Genomic DNA, 18,077 nt, shown 5'->3' on the forward strand with positions numbered 1-18,077 from the left:
GGGCTAAAAAAATGCTAGAACTAGATTTAATGGACGAAACACAAACACTATCCGAGGAAGCAATTAAACTTGTTGAAAAAGTATTAACTTCTGCTGGAGAGCAGCTAGGTGTAAAAGAAGGCAGTGAAGTAAGTGTTACATTTGTGACCAATGATGCTATTCAAGAAATCAATAAAACATACCGCAAAAAAGATATGCCAACAGACGTTATTTCCTTTGCAATGGAAGAGATGGGAGAAGGCGAAATCGAGATTAAAGATGCAGATTTACCGACATTACTTGGTGATATTATCATATCTGTTGAACGTACGACGGAACAAGCCGCATCTTATGGACATACTTTTGAACGTGAGCTTTGTTTTTTAGCAGTCCATGGTTTTTTACATCTACTCGGTTATGATCACGGGACAGAGGAAGAAGAGAAAGAAATGTTCAGTATACAAGAAACGATTTTACAGGCTTTTGGTTTAAAGCGTGAAGGCCATGAACATTCGTAAATTTTTTAAGTCATTCGTATTTGCCTTTCAAGGCATTATACTAGTAATAAAAAGTGAACAAAATTTCCGTTTTCATGTACTGGCTGCAGTTGTAGTTTTATTGGCAAGTTTTCTAACGAGTTTGTCCAAATGGGAATGGATAATCATTGTAATGTTAATTTGCGGGATGTTCATGATAGAATTAGTAAATGCGTCGATAGAACGTGTTGTAGATTTAGCATCCCCTGAGCTGCATCCGCTTGCAAAACAGGCAAAAGATTTAGCAGCAGGGGCTTGCCTGGTGTATGCCATTTGTACAATAATCGTTGGTTTGATCATATTTATCCCGAAATGGTCGGGAATATTATTTTAGAGGTGAACAAGATGGATAAAAAAATGTTATTAGAAGCATCTATTAAAGCAAGAGAAAATGCGTACGTACCTTATTCAAAATTTCCTGTTGGAGCCGCACTTTTAACGAAAGACGGAGAAGTGATCCAAGGCTGTAATATTGAGAATGCATCTTTTGGCTTGACTAACTGTGCGGAACGTACTGCTATATTTAAAGCAGTATCTGAAGGAAAAAAAGAGTTTGCTGCGATTGCAGTTTCAGGAGATACAGAGGGACCAGTGTCTCCGTGCGGCGCATGCAGACAAGTACTTGTAGAATTTTGTGATCAGGATATGCCAGTTTTCTTGACAAACTTAAATGGGCAGGTTTTAGAAACGACAGTTGCGGAATTATTACCAGGGGCATTTAAAACGGAGGATTTGGAATATGGAGCAAAATAATAAAGGCTATAAATCAGGATTTATCTCCATTATCGGACGTCCAAACGTTGGTAAATCTACATTCTTAAATCGAGTAATTGGACAAAAAATTGCTATCATGAGTGATAAGCCCCAAACAACACGAAACAAAGTTCAAGGTGTCTTAACGCTAGACGAAAGTCAAATGATTTTTATAGATACACCGGGTATTCATAAACCGAAGCATAAGCTAGGTGATTTCATGTTGAAAGTAGCTAAAAACACACTTCGCGAAGTGGATGCAATTTTGTTTATGGTGAATGCAACGGAACCAAGAGGTAAGGGTGATGAGTTCATTATTGATATGCTTGAAAATAATGATACACCTGTATTCCTAGTTATCAATAAAATCGATCAAGTACATCCCGATGAGCTAATCTCGATTATCGAGTCGTATAAAGACAAATATGATTTTGCAGAAATAGTTCCGATTTCCGCATTACAAGGAAATAATGTAGAGCGATTGCTTGAAACCATTCAGACATACTTGCCGGAAGGTCCTCAATACTACCCTGCGGATCAAGTAACAGATCATCCCGAGCGATTCATCATTTCTGAATTAATACGTGAAAAAGTACTTCATTTAACTCGTGAGGAGATTCCTCACTCTATTGCGGTTGTAATTGATAAGATTAAAAAAGAAGAAGATACTGAAAAAGATATGATTCGTGTAATGGCTACAATAATAGTGGAAAGAGACTCCCAAAAAGGTATTGTGATCGGGAAAAGAGGCGCGCTTTTAAAAGAAGTAGGCACGAGAGCTCGCCACGATATCGAAATGCTACTTGGAACGAAAGTGTTTTTAGAATTATGGGTAAAAGTACAAAAAGATTGGCGCAATAAATCGACTCATTTACGTGATTACGGATTTAGAGAAGACGAGTATTAAGAAACGCATAAGCGCCTATGTTGAAGAAATACAGTCTAGGTTCGAAACGTTGTGGTGCTGCGAAAAGCTCATTACGTAATAAATAAACATTTTGCAACAGACTGTATGATCTGCTTTTGCAAACCACAGGCAGACAAGGCGCTAAAGCAAGACACTAAGAAGGAAGGGAAGGCTTTTGCTTCAAAAAGTAGAAGGCATCGTCTTACGGACTTCATCTTACGGAGAAACGGATAAAATAGTCACGATATTTTCACGAGAATTAGGAAAAAGAGCGGCGATGGCTCGAGGTGCTAAAAAACCTACGAGCCGTTTATCTTCGATATCTCAGCCTTTCACCTATGGCTATTTTTTAATTCAGCAAGGTAGAGGAATGGGCTCTTTACAGCAGGGAGAAATTATCGACTCTATGCGCTCCATTCGAGAGGATATTTTTACTACTGCATATGCTAGTTTTATCATGGAGCTAGTGGATAAATTAATAGAAGATGAATCTCCGAAACCGCATATTTTTGCTATTTTGCAAGAAGCGCTGGAGGCAATTTCGGAAGGATATGATCCAGAAGCAATTAGTTTATTTGTAGAATGGAAGATGCTGCCCATTGCTGGCATTTATCCGGTGTTGCACCAATGTGCCAACTGTGGAGCAACGGACGGGGAATTTGCCTTTTCTTTTGCTCAAATCGGTTTTCTTTGTCACAGGTGCTTCTCGGTCGATCCATATTTAATAAGGTTAACACCAGCACAGGTAAAGCTAATCCGTACCTTTTATACTGTGCCGATTAGCCAGGTTGGTAAGCTTACATTGAAAAAAGAAACAAAAGGCTTTATCAAGAAAATTGTACGAACTATTTATAACGAACAAGTGGGGATTCGATTAAAGTCCCAAGGGTTTTTAGATCAAATGGAAAAAACTCCAGAATTTTTTAACCCGAAAAAAGATCCAAGTTCAGAAGACTAATTCTTCGAACTTGGATCTTTTTGCTTATAGAAAACTATTTTGAAGAGTGAGGAGCTATCAGAACAATGAAGATGCGTAAGCGAGCATAGATTCCTGGGAAACGAGCAAATAGATTCCCCCGAGCATAAAACTAAGACAAGCGAGCAATGAAATGACTTAAGGAAGCATAAATTCCTACTATCCGAGCAAAGGAATTTCAGTCTGAACAATTGATTGAGCTAATCCCAACACAAATCGGTTTCTCTAACCCTAAACAAAAAACCAAATTAGACAAACGTCTAATTTGGTTAAAAAAATTAAAACTGTAATTGTTCTTCAATATAAGCTTTTACATCAGCAATCGGCATTCTTGTTTGTTCCATTGAATCACGGTGGCGAACCGTTACTTGGCCATCTGTTTCTGAATCGAAATCGTATGTGATACAGAATGGTGTTCCGATTTCGTCTTGGCGACGGTAACGTTTACCGATTGATTGTGACTCGTCATAGTCAACCATGAAATGTTTACTTAAATCAGAGAATAACGCAGTTGCGCCTTCTGATAGTTTTTTGGACAATGGTAAAATTGCCGCTTTCACAGGAGCTAGAGCAGGGTGGAAGCGTAATACAGTACGTTTATCATCACCCTCAAGCATTTCTTCGTCGTATGCCTCGCAAAGGAATGCTAGTGTAACACGGTCTGCACCAAGAGATGGTTCGATGCAATAAGGTACATAGCGCTCATTCGTAATAGGGTCTATATAGTTAAAGTCTTCTCCTGAATGCTCCATATGTTGCTTTAAGTCAAAATCAGTTCGGTCTGCGATACCCCATAACTCGCCCCAACCAAATGGGAATTTATATTCGATATCTGTTGTTGCATTCGAATAGTGGGAAAGTTCATCTTCTGAGTGGTCGCGTAAACGAATGCTGTCTTCTGCAACACCTAAATTTAATAACCAATCTTTACAGTAGTTACGCCAGAATTCAAACCATTCCATATCTTCGCCTGGTTTACAGAAGAATTCTAATTCCATTTGTTCGAATTCTCTCGTACGGAAAGTAAAGTTACCAGGAGTAATTTCATTTCGGAAGCTTTTCCCAACCTGTGCAATACCGAATGGCATTTTTTTACGCATAGAACGTTGTACATTTTTGTAGTTAACGAAGATACCTTGTGCTGTTTCAGGACGTAAGAAAATTTCGTTCGTAGAAGATTCTGTTACCCCTTGGAAAGTTTTGAACATTAAGTTGAACTGACGAATATCTGTATAGTCGAATTCTCCACAAGTAGGACATACTACATTATGTTCTTTCATGATTTCTTCCATTTTTTCAAATGAAAGTCCATCAATAACCATTTCAATTCCTTTTTTCTCAAGTGCATCTTCGATAATTTTGTCCACACGATGACGAGATTTACATTTTTTACAGTCAATCATTGGATCGTTAAAATTGCCGATATGCCCAGATGCTACCCATGTTTTTGGGTTCATTAGAATGGCTGCATCCAAACCTACATTGTACGGTGATTCTTGAACGAATTTTTTCCACCATGCTTTTTTAACATTGTTTTTTAATTCTACACCTAGTGGACCGTAATCCCATGTGTTGGCAAGTCCGCCATAAATTTCAGACCCTGGGAATACAAATCCTCTTTGTTTTGCTAGACTTACGACTGTTTCCATTGAAAATTCCATAACAAACCCTCCTATTTTGACTTTATTCAGCAGAAGCCCCTCGCTTCTACAAATGCTGGATAATGCAATAATTTCTTCTATTCAAAGGGGATTACCCTAGCTGAATGTCGAAGAACTCTGGCTAAGATCGCCGCGTCGTGCGGCAACGCCTGAGTGACCAACATCCTGTTGGCCCAAAGCCTCCGGCGGATGCCACAGATTTTTAGGGGAGTTAATTGAGCAAGCTCAATTCAAAATCTGGGCGCAATCACGTCGAGACGTGATTGATTAGTGCTTTCAAAAAGAAAAAACTCGTCTCCGGGCTAATTTAGCCCGGGGACGAGTTTTATAACCCGCGGTTCCACCCCGATTGATTGTACAATACAATCCTCTTTAAAAGCATAAGCTCCAAGCTGCCGTTTCCTGTTTTGTGGTCTTTCACCGTCACCACTCGCTACATTACAGTACTTATAATGCTCTTCAACGCTTTATTATTTGTTGTTATTGTAACATGAGCCAGTTTACTTCGCAATAAAGGAGTAAGTAGTATATAATAATTTAGTATATGCATAACTATTTGAGGCGGTGATTCCAATCGAACTCAACAAACGGCAAAACGAAATTTTGGACATTGTTAAAGGAAATGGCCCTATTACAGGGGAGCAAATTGCAGAACGTTTAAAGCTAACCAGATCTACGTTACGACCAGATCTTGCAATTTTAACAATGGCTGGCTTTTTAGATGCCAGACCGCGCGTTGGTTATTTTTATTCTGGTAAAAAAACGAGTCAAGCTATCTCAGATAATATAGCCCAGATGGTAGTAAAAGACTTCCAATCTATTCCGGTTGTTGTAGAAGAAAGCATGACAGTGTATGATGCTATATGTCATATGTTTTTAGAAGATGTAGGATCTTTATTCGTAGTGGATAAACAATCTCTATTGTCTGGTGTACTTTCAAGAAAAGATTTCTTACGAACGAGCATTGGAAATCAAGATTTAAATAAAATGCCAGTACATATGATTATGACGAGAATGCCCAATATTACGTATTGTATGAAAGAAGATACGCTTATTGAAGTGGCAAATAAACTAATGAGTCGTCAGATTGATTCATTACCTGTAGTAAAAGAACGAAAAGATGGTTTAGAGGTAGTTGGAAGAATTACGAAAACGAATATTACACGTGCTTTCTTGTCTTTAGCCGATGACCATGACTTATAAGGAGTGACACAATGAAAATGTTAAACCTATTTATTGTCTCAGATTCAATCGGTGAAACGGGAGAACTGGTGGCAAAAGCGGCGGTAAGTCAGTTTAGACCAGGTCTACAGCATACCAAGTTAAAAAGATTTACTCATATTGATTCATTGGATCATATTAAAGAAATTACGGAACTAGCGAAAGAACAAAATGCTATTATTTTATATACGCTTGTACAAACAAAGATGCGTGATGCGTTGATAGAAAACTGTAGGGCATATGGATTAGATTCAGTTGACCTGATTGGTCCTGTAATTCATCTTTTAGAACGAAATTTAGATGAAAAGCCATTTGAAGAGCCAGGTTTAGTTCGCAAGCTGGATGAAGATTATTTCAAAAAAATTGAGGCAATCGAATTTGCGGTAAAATATGATGATGGAAGAGATCCAAGAGGCTTATTGCAAGCAGACATCGTATTAATCGGGGTTTCTAGAACTTCTAAAACGCCATTGTCCCAATACTTGGCACATAAAAGATATAAAGTGGCAAACGTCCCATTAGTTCCGGAAGTGGAGCCTCCCGAAGAATTGTTTCTGGTCGATCCGGCAAAATGCTTTGGACTAGTAATCACACCAGAAAAACTAAATTCCATTCGAAAAGAAAGATTAATAGCTATTGGTTTAAATGACGATGCTAGTTATGCTAAAATAGAACGGATAAATGAAGAAATAGCTCATTTTGAAAAAATAGTAAATAAAATAGGGTGTACAGTCATTGAAGTGACAAATAGGGCAGTAGAAGAAACGGCCAATCTAGTAATCAATCACATTCAACAAAAATAATTATAAAAAAATGAACCGATTCACATTTGTGAAAAGGTTTTTTTGTATTGCGAATCGAATAAACTATAGATTAATAATATGAAATGTTTTATAATAGTTAATTGTGGAAAAAATAATTACTATATGAAACTTTTTTTATGAATTATTTTGTCGTTTCTTGCAGGATTTTTCTTGTTTATCTCGAATTAATAAAGTAGCGAGTAAAGATGGTGAAATAATGACAAATCGTATAGAAGAAGAAGTTATCGAACAAGTTAGGAATAACACAGATATTGTCGATGTTATTAGCGAATATGTTCAACTAACGAAAAGAGGTAGAAATTATTTTGGTTTATGCCCTTTTCACGGAGAACAAACACCATCTTTTTCAGTAACGCAAGAGAAACAGATTTTTCATTGTTTCGGGTGTGGTGCTGGTGGAAATGTAATTACATTTTTAATGGATATCGAAAATCTTTCGTTCCAAGATGCAGTAAGTAAACTTGGAAGCCGGATTGGACTTTCGATTGAAGAGAGCTCCTCCAATCATTCAGAAGCAAAAGCACCTGTATCAAAAGAAGTAGCTATTATGAAAAAGGCGCATGAATTTGCGAGCGATTATTTTCATCATTTGTTACTTCATACGGAGGAAGGAGAAAATGCATTACATTACTTAGAAGAAAGAGGGTTTTCTACTGAAGTCATCGAAAAGTATAAAATCGGGTGGTCTTTACCTAATTGGGACGCCTTAACAACATTATTAGCAAGAAAAGGTATGGATTTACAAGAAATAGAGAAAACTGGGCTTATTATCCGAAAAGAAAATGAATTAAAGTATTTTGACCGATTTAGAGGAAGAATCATGTTTCCGGTTTTCGATGAAACGGGACAGGTAATAGCCTTTTCAGGGAGAATACTGGAAAAAAGTGAAAATGAAGCAAAATATTTAAACAGTCCAGAATCACCAATATTCCAGAAAAGTCAGGTACTTTATAATCTAGATAAAGCTCGTCTAGAAATTCGTAAACAACGAAATGTAATAATCTTCGAAGGCTTCCTAGATGTCATTGCAGCATCTACTGCTGGAATTTCTAATGGAATTGCAACAATGGGGACGGCTTTGACGTCTCAACATATAACAAAACTGAATAGATTGACATCAAACGTCACATTATGTTATGACGGGGATAAAGCTGGTATGGAAGCAGCTAAAAGAGCAGCAATTGCTTTGCAGGCTCAAAACATTCAAACCGAAGTAGCAATTATTCCGGATGCTATGGATCCAGATGATTATATTAAAAACTACGGAGAAGAAGCTTTTCGCGCAAAAATTATAGAAAAGCCCCATTCGTATTTATCCTTTATGATGATTGTTTCTAAACGTGATAAGAATTTTAACAATGAAAATGATACTTTACAGTATATTCAAGAAATATTGGAAATACTGAGTGAGAGAAATTCTTCTGTAGAGCGTGATTTATACATTCGACAACTTTCACAAGAAACAAATGTTTCTGAGGAAGCAATCTATCAGCATTTGCGAAAGCTTCAAGGAAAAAAAGCAAAACAATTTAAAAGTGAACCAACCATACCTCTTCCAAACAATCAAGAATTGACTAAAAAGAAGAGGACTATTTCAGCAGATGAGAGAGCAGAACGAATGCTACTTGCTCATATGTTGCACAATGCACAAATAATCGATATAGCCAGAAATAATGCTGGAGAACAATGTTTTATAAGGGATGCATACGAGGCAGTTTATGTACGCTTAACCGGATTTTATGAACAGTATCCAGACGGAGATTATCAACGATTTTTGGAAGTATTAAATGATGCACAACTTAGAAATATAGTTATGGAAGCTGCGCTCTCAGAACGTGATCCAGAACATGAAACTGAGGAAGTCATGGACTGCTTGCGCCATATTCGAAAATACCGGATAGAGCAACAAATTGAGCGAAAGTTACATGAAGCAAAAGAAGCAGAGAAAATGACGGATATGACAAAAGCTTTGCAACTCGCTCAAGAAGCTATTCAGTTAAAAAAGTCGTTAGCAACTTTTGAATAAACATCCGGTAGTAAAAGGAGGATTTCTTATGGCGGACAAGTCTGAACGTACAAAAGAAACGGATATTGAATTATCATTAGAAGAGGCAAAAAAACAATTAATCGAATTAGGTAAAAAAAATGGAGAGTTAACGTATCACGATATTGCGGAAAAACTCGCTCATTTTGAATTGGAATCGGATCAGATTGAAGAATTTATCGATCATCTAGAAGGCAAAGAAATTGAACTTAGCCGTAAAGATGGAGATGAAGAAGATTTAGATCGTTTAATGAAAGGGAAAGAAGAAACTTTCGATTTAAATGATTTAAGTGTGCCGCCTGGTGTGAAGATTAATGACCCTGTTCGTATGTATTTAAAGGAAATCGGACGTGTAGACCTTTTGAAAGCGTCTGAAGAAATTGCGCTTGCAGAAAGAATAGAACAAGGGGATGAAGAAGCTAGAAAACGTCTAGCAGAAGCAAACCTTCGTTTAGTTGTAAGTATTGCAAAGCGTTATGTAGGTCGCGGAATGCTATTCTTAGATTTAATCCAAGAAGGAAATATGGGACTTATCAAAGCAGTAGAGAAGTTTGATCACCGTAAAGGGTTCAAATTTAGTACGTATGCTACTTGGTGGATTAGACAAGCTATTACTCGTGCAATCGCAGACCAAGCCCGTACGATACGTATCCCGGTGCATATGGTGGAAACGATTAATAAATTAATTCGTGTACAAAGACAATTATTACAAGACTTGGGCCGTGAACCTTCTCCAGAAGAAATTGGAGAAGAAATGGATTTGCCTCCAGAAAAGGTTCGTGAAATCCTAAAAATTGCACAAGAACCGGTTTCTTTGGAAACACCTATTGGAGAAGAAGATGACTCTCATTTAGGCGATTTTATCGAAGATGCGGATGCACAATCCCCTTCAGATCATGCTGCATATGAATTATTAAAAGAACAATTAGAAGATGTTTTAGATACTTTAACAGACCGAGAAGAAAATGTACTACGTCTTCGCTTCGGGTTAGATGATGGCCGTACGAGAACACTGGAAGAAGTAGGTAAAGTGTTTGGTGTCACACGCGAGCGTATTCGTCAAATTGAAGCGAAAGCACTACGTAAACTTCGTCATCCTTCTCGCAGCAAGCGTCTAAAGGATTTCTTAGAATAAGATTAGGAAGAGACATCCTTGTAGGGTGTCTTTTTCTGCTTTATACTTAAGGATGACTGCTAGATGAAATGAGGACGAGACATGTCAGTTCAACGTAAGCAAATTATCCTAAATGAAATAGCATTTTGGAAGAAAAACAAACTACTTCCAGAACATTATTGTGACTTTCTAATAGCTCTTTATGCCCGAGGAGAAGAGGTAGAGGATGAAAGGAAAGAAAAGTCATCCCAAGCTTTATTAGCGAAGAAAAAAGTAAATAAAACTTTTTTATATGTAACACTTGGATTCCTTACTGCTCTATTAATAGTATCACTCATAATCATTACTACCGCTGCATTTATTCCCATTATTGCAGCAGGAATGGCGATATGCTTATTTTTATACATAGCTATTAAACTAGCAAAAACTAAATCGATGATGATGCCCTTATTATTCGTTTTTTCGGCACTATTACTATTAGGCGTTTCTTTTAAAGTGTGGGATGTTTATTTTGTTGATTACCCATTAGTGTTAATTGGACTAATGATTGGGAATTGTTTATTGTGGTTATTTTCCGGTTTGCTTATGAAACTCGTATATTTTAGTATATCCGGTATTATTGGAACAGCACTTATTTTATTTTACTTATTTAAATTTTATCTTTAATCATACAAACGTCAACATACAACCTGTTGGCGTTTTTTTTGTTGGCGCTTTTGAATGATCTGAACGAAATGGTTGGTCCATTATTAATATGACTTCCTGATGGGGGGATGCGAATTATTGCATTCCTATCTATTTTTTGGGTGGATGTATAATAGTCGTTTGTCAGCTATACATCAGCTATGATTCATCAGTTGAATATAATATTAGATAATTATAGCTATAATTCCCCTGTTTTATATGTTAAAAAAGCATCTATGAAAAAAATAACTTACTATTTTAAATTTAACTTGAAATTGAAAACCCTTTCAGATTATAATCTATATAAACCGATTTACTAAACCGGTTTATAAACAAACATATACATATTTATTACTAATTTAGTTGTTAACTAGAGTAGAAAAAGTTCTGTTCATGTGAAAGGAGTATATGATTTTGGTTTCGAATTTTGGTGTTTTCACACTAGGGGATGCTCTGATTACATTTAATCCATCTGATACTGGGCCTCTAAGATATGTTTCAACTTTCTCACGAAAAGTGGGAGGTGCTGAATTGAACTTTGCAATCGGTTGCGCACGCTTAGGACTTAGTTCGAAGTGGATGAGCCGATTAGGTGGGGATGAATTCGGTCGAGTAATTTATAATTTTGCACGTGGTGAAGGAATTGATGTTTCGGAAGTGAAGCTTATGGATGGTTATCCTACTTCTTTAAACTTTAAAGAAATTAGGGAAGATGGTTCCGGAAAAACATTTTACTACCGTTATCAATCACCCATTTTAACAATGGAACCAAGCGATATTACAGAAGCAGTACTTAAAGATGTGGATCTTGTTCATTTAACAGGCGTTTTCTTAGCAATAGATCCAAAGAATCTTGATATTACGATGCAAGTGTTAAAGCTTGCAAAGAAAAATAACATTCCGGTTTCATTTGACCCAAATATTCGGTTGAAGCTCTGGACGATAGAAGAAGCAAAAGCTGCGTATATGAAAGTTTTTCCCTATGTTGATATTTTACTAACCGGTAAAGATGAAATTGAGTTGATACATGGAGATTCTTCGAACGAATCGTTAGAGGAATTAGCAGAAGAATTCAAAATCGCTCATCTGGTTATTAAAGATGGTGGAAACGGTGCGAAAGTATTTATAAACGGCCAATGGCATGAAAAAGAAGCATTTAAAGTACAGCCAATTGATACGGTCGGTGCGGGTGACGGCTTTGATGCAGGTTATGTTTATTCTTATCTACATAATTATTCTCCACTAGAGAGCTTACAATTTGCCAATGGAGTAGGGGCACTTGTTACAACAGTTTCAGGTGACAATGAAGGACTTCCTGAACTCGATGAAGTATTTGCTTTTATTCGAAATGAAAAAATTATTGAGAGATGAGGGGAAATAATGAAAGCGGTTCAAGTAAGAAAAGCTTATGACTTAGTCATTAATGAAATAGAAAAACCCCAGATTTCTTCTGATACAGATGTTCTCGTGCAAGTGAAACGTGTTGGCATTTGTGGTTCAGATATGCATATTTATCATGGAACGAACCCACTCGCAACTTTACCGAGAGTTGTCGGACACGAAGTAGCTGGTGAAGTAGTAGAAGTTGGAAATGCGGTAACGAAATTGAAGGTTGGAGATCACGTAGTAGTAGAGCCAATCAGGTACTGCGGCGAATGTTATGCATGCCGTAAAGGACGCCAAAATGTGTGTGAAAATCTATCCGTTTTTGGTGTGCACGAAGATGGTGGAATGCGAGAATACTTTGTACTTCCAGAAAAACAGCTGCATGCCGTGGATTCTTCAATCGACTGGAACGAAATAGTAATGGCAGAACCATATTCAATCGGCGCACAGGCTACTTGGAGAGGACAAGTGGAACAAGGGGATACAGTTCTTATTCAAGGTGCAGGACCAATTGGTATATGTATATTAAAATTTGCTAAATTGCGCGGCGCTACTGTAATGGTTTCTGACTTAAGTGAAGAACGATTGGCATTTGCTCGAGAAAATGGAGCAGATGTGACGGTGAATGCGGGAACTGAGAATGTGAAAGAGCAAGTGGCAAAATGGACAAATGATGAAGGTGTTAACAAAGTAATAGACGCTGTATGTTTACCGTCTACATTTGAACTCTCCGTAGATGTTGTTTCGCCTGCAGGAACTGTAGTTGTACTTGGTTTTGATGAAAGACCATCACAAATACCTCAGATGCCTATTACGAAAAAAGAAATAACAATTGTTGGATCTAGATTACAAACTAATCAGTTTGCTCAAGTAGTTGAATTTTTAAATGACGGAAAACTTAGACATAACGGCTTAGTTACCCATACATTTGCATTAGCTGACGTCCAAGAAGCATTTACATTCGTTGAAAATAATCCGGATAAAGTTCGTAAAGCTGTCATTGTTTTTGACTAAGGAGGTTCCTACAGATGAAAAAACATGAAATATTAAACCAACTAACCGAATCCACAGTAGTTGCTGTTATTAGAGGGGAAAGTGCGGAAGAAGCCGTACAACTTACTAAAGCAGCAGTAGATGGGGGCATTCGAGCAATTGAGTTAACGTATACAACACCACAGGTACAAAAAGTGTTTGAAGAATTGCATAACGCAGATGCGCTTTTAGGTGCAGGAACGGTTCTTGATCCAGAGACCGCAAGACATGCAATCTTATACGGTGCCAAATTTGTTGTAAGCCCTCATTTCAATGCAGAAGTCGCAACTGTTTGTAATCGATATGGAATTCCTTATTTACCAGGTTGTATGACAATTAGAGAAATGGTACTTGCATTAGAAGCTGGCTGTGACATATTAAAACTTTTCCCTGCCAACAATTTCAGTCCATCTTTCATTAAGTCAGTTAAAGGTCCACTTCCACATGTACAAATTATGCCAACAGGTGGGATAAACGCTGGGAATATGAAGGAATGGATCGATGCTGGGGCAGTAGCAGTTGGAGTAGGTAGTGATTTGAACAAAGCTTATAAAACAGGTGGCTACGATGCTGTTGTAGAGGCTAGCAAAAAGTATATAGAAGCTAGTACAAACTAAGAAGGAGTGGTAGTTAAGATGAATATTACATTTCGCTGGTATGGTAGAGACAATGACACAGTAACACTCGATCAAGTAAAACAAATTCCAGGCACAAAAGGGATTGTATGGGCACTTCATCAAAAGCCTGTTGGAGAAGTTTGGGAAAAAGATGAGATTAAATCGGAAATCGATTATATCCACTCATTCGGTTTTCATGCCGACGTTGTGGAAAGTGTCAACGTTCATGAAGCGATTAAATTAGGTAATAGTGAACGAGATCAATATATTGAGAACTATAAAGAAACGATTCGTAATCTTAGTGAATTTGGCGTTAAAGTCATTTGCTATAATTTCATGCCAATTTTCGACTGGACGCGTACAGAAATGTTCCATCCATTGGAAGATGGCTCTACAGCTTTGTTTTTTGAAAAATCGAAAGTGGAAAATTTAGATCCACAAGAGCTTGTGAAAACAGTGAGTGAGGCATCTGACTTAACTTTACCTGGTTGGGAACCAGAAAAAATGGCTCGCATTGCCGAATTGTTTGAAGCTTATAAAGAAGTAGATGAAGAAAAGCTTTGGGAAAATCTTGCGTACTTCTTAAACGCAATATTGCCGGTTGCCGAATCAGTAGGTATCAAAATGGCTATTCATCCGGATGATCCTCCGTATTCAATTTTCGGACTTCCAAGAATTATTACTGGTGAATCAAGCTATGAAAAGCTAATCGCAATTTCTGATTCTGCTGCAAACGGCTTCACCATGTGTACTGGTTCAATGGGTGCAAATCCAGATAATGATATGGTTCAAGTAGCTAGAAAATATGCTTATCGTTCACCTTTCTCTCATATCCGTAATGTGAAAATTTCAGATAATGGAGACTTTGTAGAAACGTCTCACTACACAAGTGATGGCTCAATAGATGTAAAAGGTGTAGTACAAGAGCTACATAAACAAAACTACGATGGCTATGTAAGACCAGACCATGGACGTCATATTTGGGGAGAAGTTTGTCGCCCAGGATACGGGTTATATGACCGTGGATTAGGGATTATGTACTTACTTGGTTTATGGGATGCATATGAAGCGAACAAGGTGGGGGAGTCCCAATGATTCCAATACATGAAAATTTAAAAGACCGTGTAGCAGTTATTACTGGTGGCAGTGGTGTTTTATGTTCAGAAATGGCGCGCGAACTTGCGCGCCAAGGCGTGAAAGTAGCCGTTTTAAATAGAACTGCTGAAAAAGGGCAAGAAGTAGTTGCTGATATAGTGGTAGCTGGTGGCTCTGCTATTGCTTTACAGGCCGATGTGCTTGATCGAATTTCTCTAGAGAAAGCAAAAGAAGAAACATTAAAGGCTTTTGGACGAATTGACATGCTTATTAATGGAGCGGGTGGAAATCATCCAGATGCCATTACAGACGGCGAAATTTTTGAGGAAGAAACAGAGGGAAAATCTTTTTTTGACCTAGAGGAAACAGGATTTTCTACTGTATTCGCAACGAATTTCACGGGAACGTTCCTGGCAAGCCAAGTGTTTGGAAAAGAATTATTGAAATCGACATCTCCAGTTATTATTAATCTGTCATCCATGAGTTCTTATGCACCGATGACAAAGGTACCTGCTTATAGTGCGGCAAAAGCATCGATCAATAATTTTACCATGTGGATGGCAGTTCATTTTGCCGAAACAGGATTAAGAGTCAATGCAATTGCTCCAGGATTTTTCTTAACAACACAAAATAGAAATTTACTCTTGGATGAAGAAGGAAACTATACAGCAAGATCCTCTAAAATTATAGCTGGGACACCGATGAAACGATTTGGTAAACCAATAGATTTATTAGGAACTTTACTCTATCTTGTAGACGAAACATGTTCCGGATTTGTCACTGGAACTACTATTCCAGTGGATGGCGGATTTATGGCTTATTCTGGTGTATAATTTTCAAGTGGATAGAGCCTTAAAGAACTTTTCTCATATAAAGTATTTAAAGGCAGTCTAAGCAATAAAAGAGAATAGTAAATGGGGTTCTGAAAATTGAAACATATTACAATAGCAGATGTAGCAGAGCATGCAAAAGTATCTAAAAGTACCGTCTCTCAATATTTAAATAAGCGGTACGAGTATATGAGTGAACAAACACGTAAGAGAATTGAAACTACTATTGAAGAATTGAATTATATTCCTAACAGTGTAGCGAGAAGCTTAAAGCAAAAATCGACCTTCACTGTTGGGGTAATAGTAGCTAATATTTTGCACTCATTTTCTACGCAAGTAATTCGAGCAATTGAAAACTATTTTCATGAAAACGATTTTCATATTATCGTATGTAATGCTGATGATGAACCAAAAAAGGAAAGAAAGTATATTGAAATGTTACTTGCTAAACAAGTAGATGGCTTTATCATTTTTCCTACAGGCGGAAATCTTGATTTATATGAAAGTATAAAGAAGCAACATATACCAATTGTTTTCATGGATAGAAAGATAGACGGTATGAATATTGCCACGGTCATGCTAGATAATGAAATGGCAACCTCGCTTGCGATTGATCGTTTCGTTGAAAGCGGTTTCGATAGAATTGCAATTATTACAATGTCTATTATTCGGAATATTAGCCCTCGGGTGGAACGTATTGAAGGGTATAAAAAAGCACTTAGTCGACATGGATTGCAGGTAAACCCAGCTTATATTAAAACGGCTGATGTACATGATATTCAGCAAGTAATCCATGAACTTTTTATAACCGAAAAACCACCAGAAGCAATTATTGCAGGGAATGACATTGTACTAGCAGCTTTGTTGAAATATATGAAAGAAAATAATTTAAAAATACCAGACGATGTTGCGGTTATTGGGATTGATGAAGTACAATTTGCAAGTTTCTTTTCGCCACCCGTTACTACTATTTCACAGCCTGCGGTAGAAATGGCGAATAGGACGGTAAAATTATTATTAGATCAAATAAATAACAAAGTTAACACAAATGAAACAGGTGTCGTCAGATTACAACCTAGTTTAATAAAAAGAGAATCATGTTCACGTATAGATAAATCGTTTTAGTTAAAAATCATTCAAATGGTAAGGGGCAAAATATATGTTTTCTAAAGATAAACGTGCTGTGCTTATTCTATTATTTTTAGCAGGAGTTATAAACTATTTAGATAGATCGGCTCTTTCTATTGCAGCACCATATATTAAAGATGATTTAACATTAACTGCTACGCAAATGGGGATTATTTTTAGTAGTTTCTCTGTTGGGTATGCTATCTTTAACTTTTTAGGTGGAGTTGCATCTGATAAATTCGGTGCAAAAATGACATTGCTCGTAGCAATGATTGTTTGGTCACTTTTCAGTGGTGCTATTGCACTTGCAGTTGGTTTTGTAAGTTTAATCGTTATTCGTATTTTGTTTGGTATGGGAGAAGGTCCGCTTTCTGCGACGATTAATAAAATGGTAAACAACTGGTTCCCAGCGGATCAACGGGCTACTGCAGTTGGTTTAACTAATAGTGGAACTCCACTCGGTGGAGCTATTGCAGGTCCTATTGTTGGATTTATCGCTATTTCGTACGGTTGGAGAGTTTCATTCGTTATTATCATGTTAATCGGACTTATTTGGGCATTTTTCTGGTGGAAATTTGCTAAAGAAAAGCCAGCAGCAAAAGCGAAGGAAAAAGAAATAAAAGAAGTAAAAGAAATTGCTGCTACTACAGTGAGAAAAGTGCCACTTACATTTTATTTAAAACGTCGCACAATATTGTTTACTGCTTTTGCATTCTTTGCTTATAACTATGTATTGTTTTTCTTTTTAACATGGTTCCCAAGCTATTTAATCGATGCACGTGGTTTAAGTGTAGAAGACATGAGTATTATTACGGTTATCCCTTGGATTGTCGGTTTTATCGGTCTTGCAGCAGGTGGATTTGTTTCCGATCTATTCTTCAAAAAGTTTGCTGGTAAAGGCGTTCTTTTTGCACGTAAAGCTGTCTTAGTCCCTTGTTTGTTCGTCTCTGCGGTATGTATTGGTTTTGCAGGGCTTGTTACTACAACGGTGGGGGCAGTTACCTTGGTTGCTCTTTCGGTATTCTTCCTATACTTAACGGGAGCAATTTACTGGGCAGTTGTACAAGATGTTGTTGACCAAAGCAATGTTGGTTCTGTGGGAGGATTCATGCACTTCTTAGCGAACACAGCTGGTATCATTGGACCAACATTAACAGGATATCTAATCGACACTACTGGTACATATACAGCAGCATTCTTATTAGCTGGTGGGTTAGCAGTATTTGCATCTATTGCGGTAATCTTCTTTGTTAAGCCAATCATGAAAAAGGCTGCTGTTGCGTAATAACT

At 37.3% G+C, this 18,077-nt stretch carries 18 protein-coding genes; 17 read left to right on the top strand and 1 reads right to left on the bottom strand.

The window, feature by feature from the left end; translation table 11 throughout:
• Nucleotides 1–11 precede the first annotated feature (11 nt).
• From ybeY to recO, 5 genes are all read left to right on the top strand, one after another.
• Nucleotides 12–497: an rRNA maturation RNase YbeY gene (gene ybeY / locus FG382_RS07540; RefSeq protein WP_142538287.1), complete on the top strand. Its 486-nt coding sequence runs from the start codon at nt 12–14 to the stop codon at nt 495–497.
• Complete coding sequence (locus FG382_RS07545) at nt 484–849, top strand: diacylglycerol kinase family protein (protein ID WP_142538288.1); 366 nt, start codon at nt 484–486, stop codon at nt 847–849. The genes ybeY and FG382_RS07545 overlap by 14 nt, the downstream gene beginning before the upstream one ends.
• A gap of 11 nt (nt 850–860) precedes the next feature.
• Complete coding sequence (locus FG382_RS07550; RefSeq protein ID WP_142538289.1) at nt 861–1,268, top strand: cytidine deaminase; 408 nt, start codon at nt 861–863, stop codon at nt 1,266–1,268.
• Nucleotides 1,255–2,175 (top strand): GTPase Era, encoded by a 921-nt coding sequence (era, locus tag FG382_RS07555; protein WP_142538290.1) that lies wholly within the window; start codon nt 1,255–1,257, stop codon nt 2,173–2,175. Before FG382_RS07550 ends, era begins: the two co-directional genes overlap by 14 nt.
• A 175-nt stretch (nt 2,176–2,350) precedes the next feature.
• Nucleotides 2,351–3,133, top strand: coding sequence for a DNA repair protein RecO (recO, locus tag FG382_RS07560; RefSeq protein ID WP_142538291.1), 783 nt, complete (start codon nt 2,351–2,353; stop codon nt 3,131–3,133).
• A gap of 296 nt (nt 3,134–3,429) precedes the next feature.
• On the opposite strand, the gene FG382_RS07565 is transcribed toward recO, so the two are convergent.
• Nucleotides 3,430–4,812 carry a glycine--tRNA ligase gene (locus tag FG382_RS07565; RefSeq protein WP_142538292.1) on the bottom strand — a complete coding sequence of 461 codons (1,383 nt, stop codon included), beginning with the start codon at nt 4,810–4,812 and terminating at the stop codon, nt 3,430–3,432.
• Between the two features lie 564 nt (nt 4,813–5,376).
• Between FG382_RS07565 and ccpN the strand changes: the two genes are divergently transcribed.
• The 12 genes from ccpN to FG382_RS07625 all read left to right on the top strand — a co-directional run bounded on the left by ccpN (nt 5,377) and on the right by FG382_RS07625 (nt 18,072).
• A complete protein-coding gene (gene ccpN / locus FG382_RS07570) occupies nt 5,377–6,015 on the top strand; it encodes a transcriptional regulator CcpN (protein WP_170206467.1) in 639 nt (212 codons plus the stop codon).
• 11 nt (nt 6,016–6,026) lie between these two features.
• Nucleotides 6,027–6,836: a pyruvate, water dikinase regulatory protein gene (locus FG382_RS07575; protein ID WP_142538293.1), complete on the top strand. Its 810-nt coding sequence runs from the start codon at nt 6,027–6,029 to the stop codon at nt 6,834–6,836.
• 217 nt (nt 6,837–7,053) lie between these two features.
• On the top strand, nt 7,054–8,883 hold the full coding sequence (gene dnaG / locus FG382_RS07580) for a DNA primase (protein ID WP_142538294.1): 1,830 nt from the start codon (nt 7,054–7,056) through the stop codon (nt 8,881–8,883).
• 28 nt (nt 8,884–8,911) lie between these two features.
• Nucleotides 8,912–10,036, top strand: coding sequence for an RNA polymerase sigma factor RpoD (rpoD, locus tag FG382_RS07585; protein WP_142538295.1), 1,125 nt, complete (start codon nt 8,912–8,914; stop codon nt 10,034–10,036).
• An 81-nt stretch (nt 10,037–10,117) separates the two neighbouring features.
• The gene (locus FG382_RS07590) at nt 10,118–10,681 is read left to right on the top strand and encodes a hypothetical protein (RefSeq protein WP_142538296.1); all 564 of its coding nucleotides are present in this window, start codon (nt 10,118–10,120) and stop codon (nt 10,679–10,681) included.
• A gap of 432 nt (nt 10,682–11,113) precedes the next feature.
• Entirely contained in the window at nt 11,114–12,070 is a 957-nt protein-coding gene (locus tag FG382_RS07595; protein ID WP_142538297.1) for a sugar kinase, read from the top strand.
• A 9-nt stretch (nt 12,071–12,079) separates the two neighbouring features.
• The gene (locus FG382_RS07600; protein ID WP_142538298.1) at nt 12,080–13,099 is read left to right on the top strand and encodes a zinc-binding alcohol dehydrogenase family protein; all 1,020 of its coding nucleotides are present in this window, start codon (nt 12,080–12,082) and stop codon (nt 13,097–13,099) included.
• Between the two features lie 14 nt (nt 13,100–13,113).
• Nucleotides 13,114–13,734 (top strand): bifunctional 2-keto-4-hydroxyglutarate aldolase/2-keto-3-deoxy-6-phosphogluconate aldolase, encoded by a 621-nt coding sequence (locus FG382_RS07605; protein WP_142538299.1) that lies wholly within the window; start codon nt 13,114–13,116, stop codon nt 13,732–13,734.
• Between the two features lie 18 nt (nt 13,735–13,752).
• Complete coding sequence (gene uxuA, locus FG382_RS07610) at nt 13,753–14,829, top strand: mannonate dehydratase (protein ID WP_142538300.1); 1,077 nt, start codon at nt 13,753–13,755, stop codon at nt 14,827–14,829.
• Complete coding sequence (locus tag FG382_RS07615; RefSeq protein ID WP_142538301.1) at nt 14,826–15,662, top strand: SDR family oxidoreductase; 837 nt, start codon at nt 14,826–14,828, stop codon at nt 15,660–15,662. The genes uxuA and FG382_RS07615 overlap by 4 nt, the downstream gene beginning before the upstream one ends.
• Before the next feature lie 96 nt (nt 15,663–15,758).
• Nucleotides 15,759–16,784: a LacI family DNA-binding transcriptional regulator gene (locus FG382_RS07620; RefSeq protein ID WP_142538302.1), complete on the top strand. Its 1,026-nt coding sequence runs from the start codon at nt 15,759–15,761 to the stop codon at nt 16,782–16,784.
• A gap of 34 nt (nt 16,785–16,818) precedes the next feature.
• Entirely contained in the window at nt 16,819–18,072 is a 1,254-nt protein-coding gene (locus FG382_RS07625) for an MFS transporter (RefSeq protein ID WP_142538303.1), read from the top strand.
• Nucleotides 18,073–18,077: the final 5 nt, after the last annotated feature.

Source organism: Psychrobacillus lasiicapitis (genome assembly GCF_006861795.1).
Classification (GTDB): domain Bacteria; phylum Bacillota; class Bacilli; order Bacillales_A; family Planococcaceae; genus Psychrobacillus; species Psychrobacillus lasiicapitis.

Bases quoted from the DNA above. Each gene is read 5' to 3' on its own strand.
- FG382_RS07545 (WP_142538288.1), top strand. From the start codon at position 484: ATGAACATTCGTAAATTTTTTAAGTCATTCGTATTTGCCTTTCAAGGC.
- FG382_RS07605 (WP_142538299.1), top strand. From the start codon at position 13,114: ATGAAAAAACATGAAATATTAAACCAACTAACCGAATCCACAGTAGTT.
- era (WP_142538290.1), top strand. From the start codon at position 1,255: ATGGAGCAAAATAATAAAGGCTATAAATCAGGATTTATCTCCATTATC.
- FG382_RS07615 (WP_142538301.1), top strand. From the start codon at position 14,826: ATGATTCCAATACATGAAAATTTAAAAGACCGTGTAGCAGTTATTACT.
- FG382_RS07565 (WP_142538292.1), bottom strand. From the start codon at position 4,812: ATGGAATTTTCAATGGAAACAGTCGTAAGTCTAGCAAAACAAAGAGGA.
- dnaG (WP_142538294.1), top strand. From the start codon at position 7,054: ATGACAAATCGTATAGAAGAAGAAGTTATCGAACAAGTTAGGAATAAC.
- FG382_RS07590 (WP_142538296.1), top strand. From the start codon at position 10,118: ATGTCAGTTCAACGTAAGCAAATTATCCTAAATGAAATAGCATTTTGG.
- uxuA (WP_142538300.1), top strand. From the start codon at position 13,753: ATGAATATTACATTTCGCTGGTATGGTAGAGACAATGACACAGTAACA.
- rpoD (WP_142538295.1), top strand. From the start codon at position 8,912: ATGGCGGACAAGTCTGAACGTACAAAAGAAACGGATATTGAATTATCA.
- FG382_RS07550 (WP_142538289.1), top strand. From the start codon at position 861: ATGGATAAAAAAATGTTATTAGAAGCATCTATTAAAGCAAGAGAAAAT.
- FG382_RS07625 (WP_142538303.1), top strand. From the start codon at position 16,819: ATGTTTTCTAAAGATAAACGTGCTGTGCTTATTCTATTATTTTTAGCA.
- FG382_RS07575 (WP_142538293.1), top strand. From the start codon at position 6,027: ATGAAAATGTTAAACCTATTTATTGTCTCAGATTCAATCGGTGAAACG.
- ybeY (WP_142538287.1), top strand. From the start codon at position 12: ATGCTAGAACTAGATTTAATGGACGAAACACAAACACTATCCGAGGAA.
- FG382_RS07600 (WP_142538298.1), top strand. From the start codon at position 12,080: ATGAAAGCGGTTCAAGTAAGAAAAGCTTATGACTTAGTCATTAATGAA.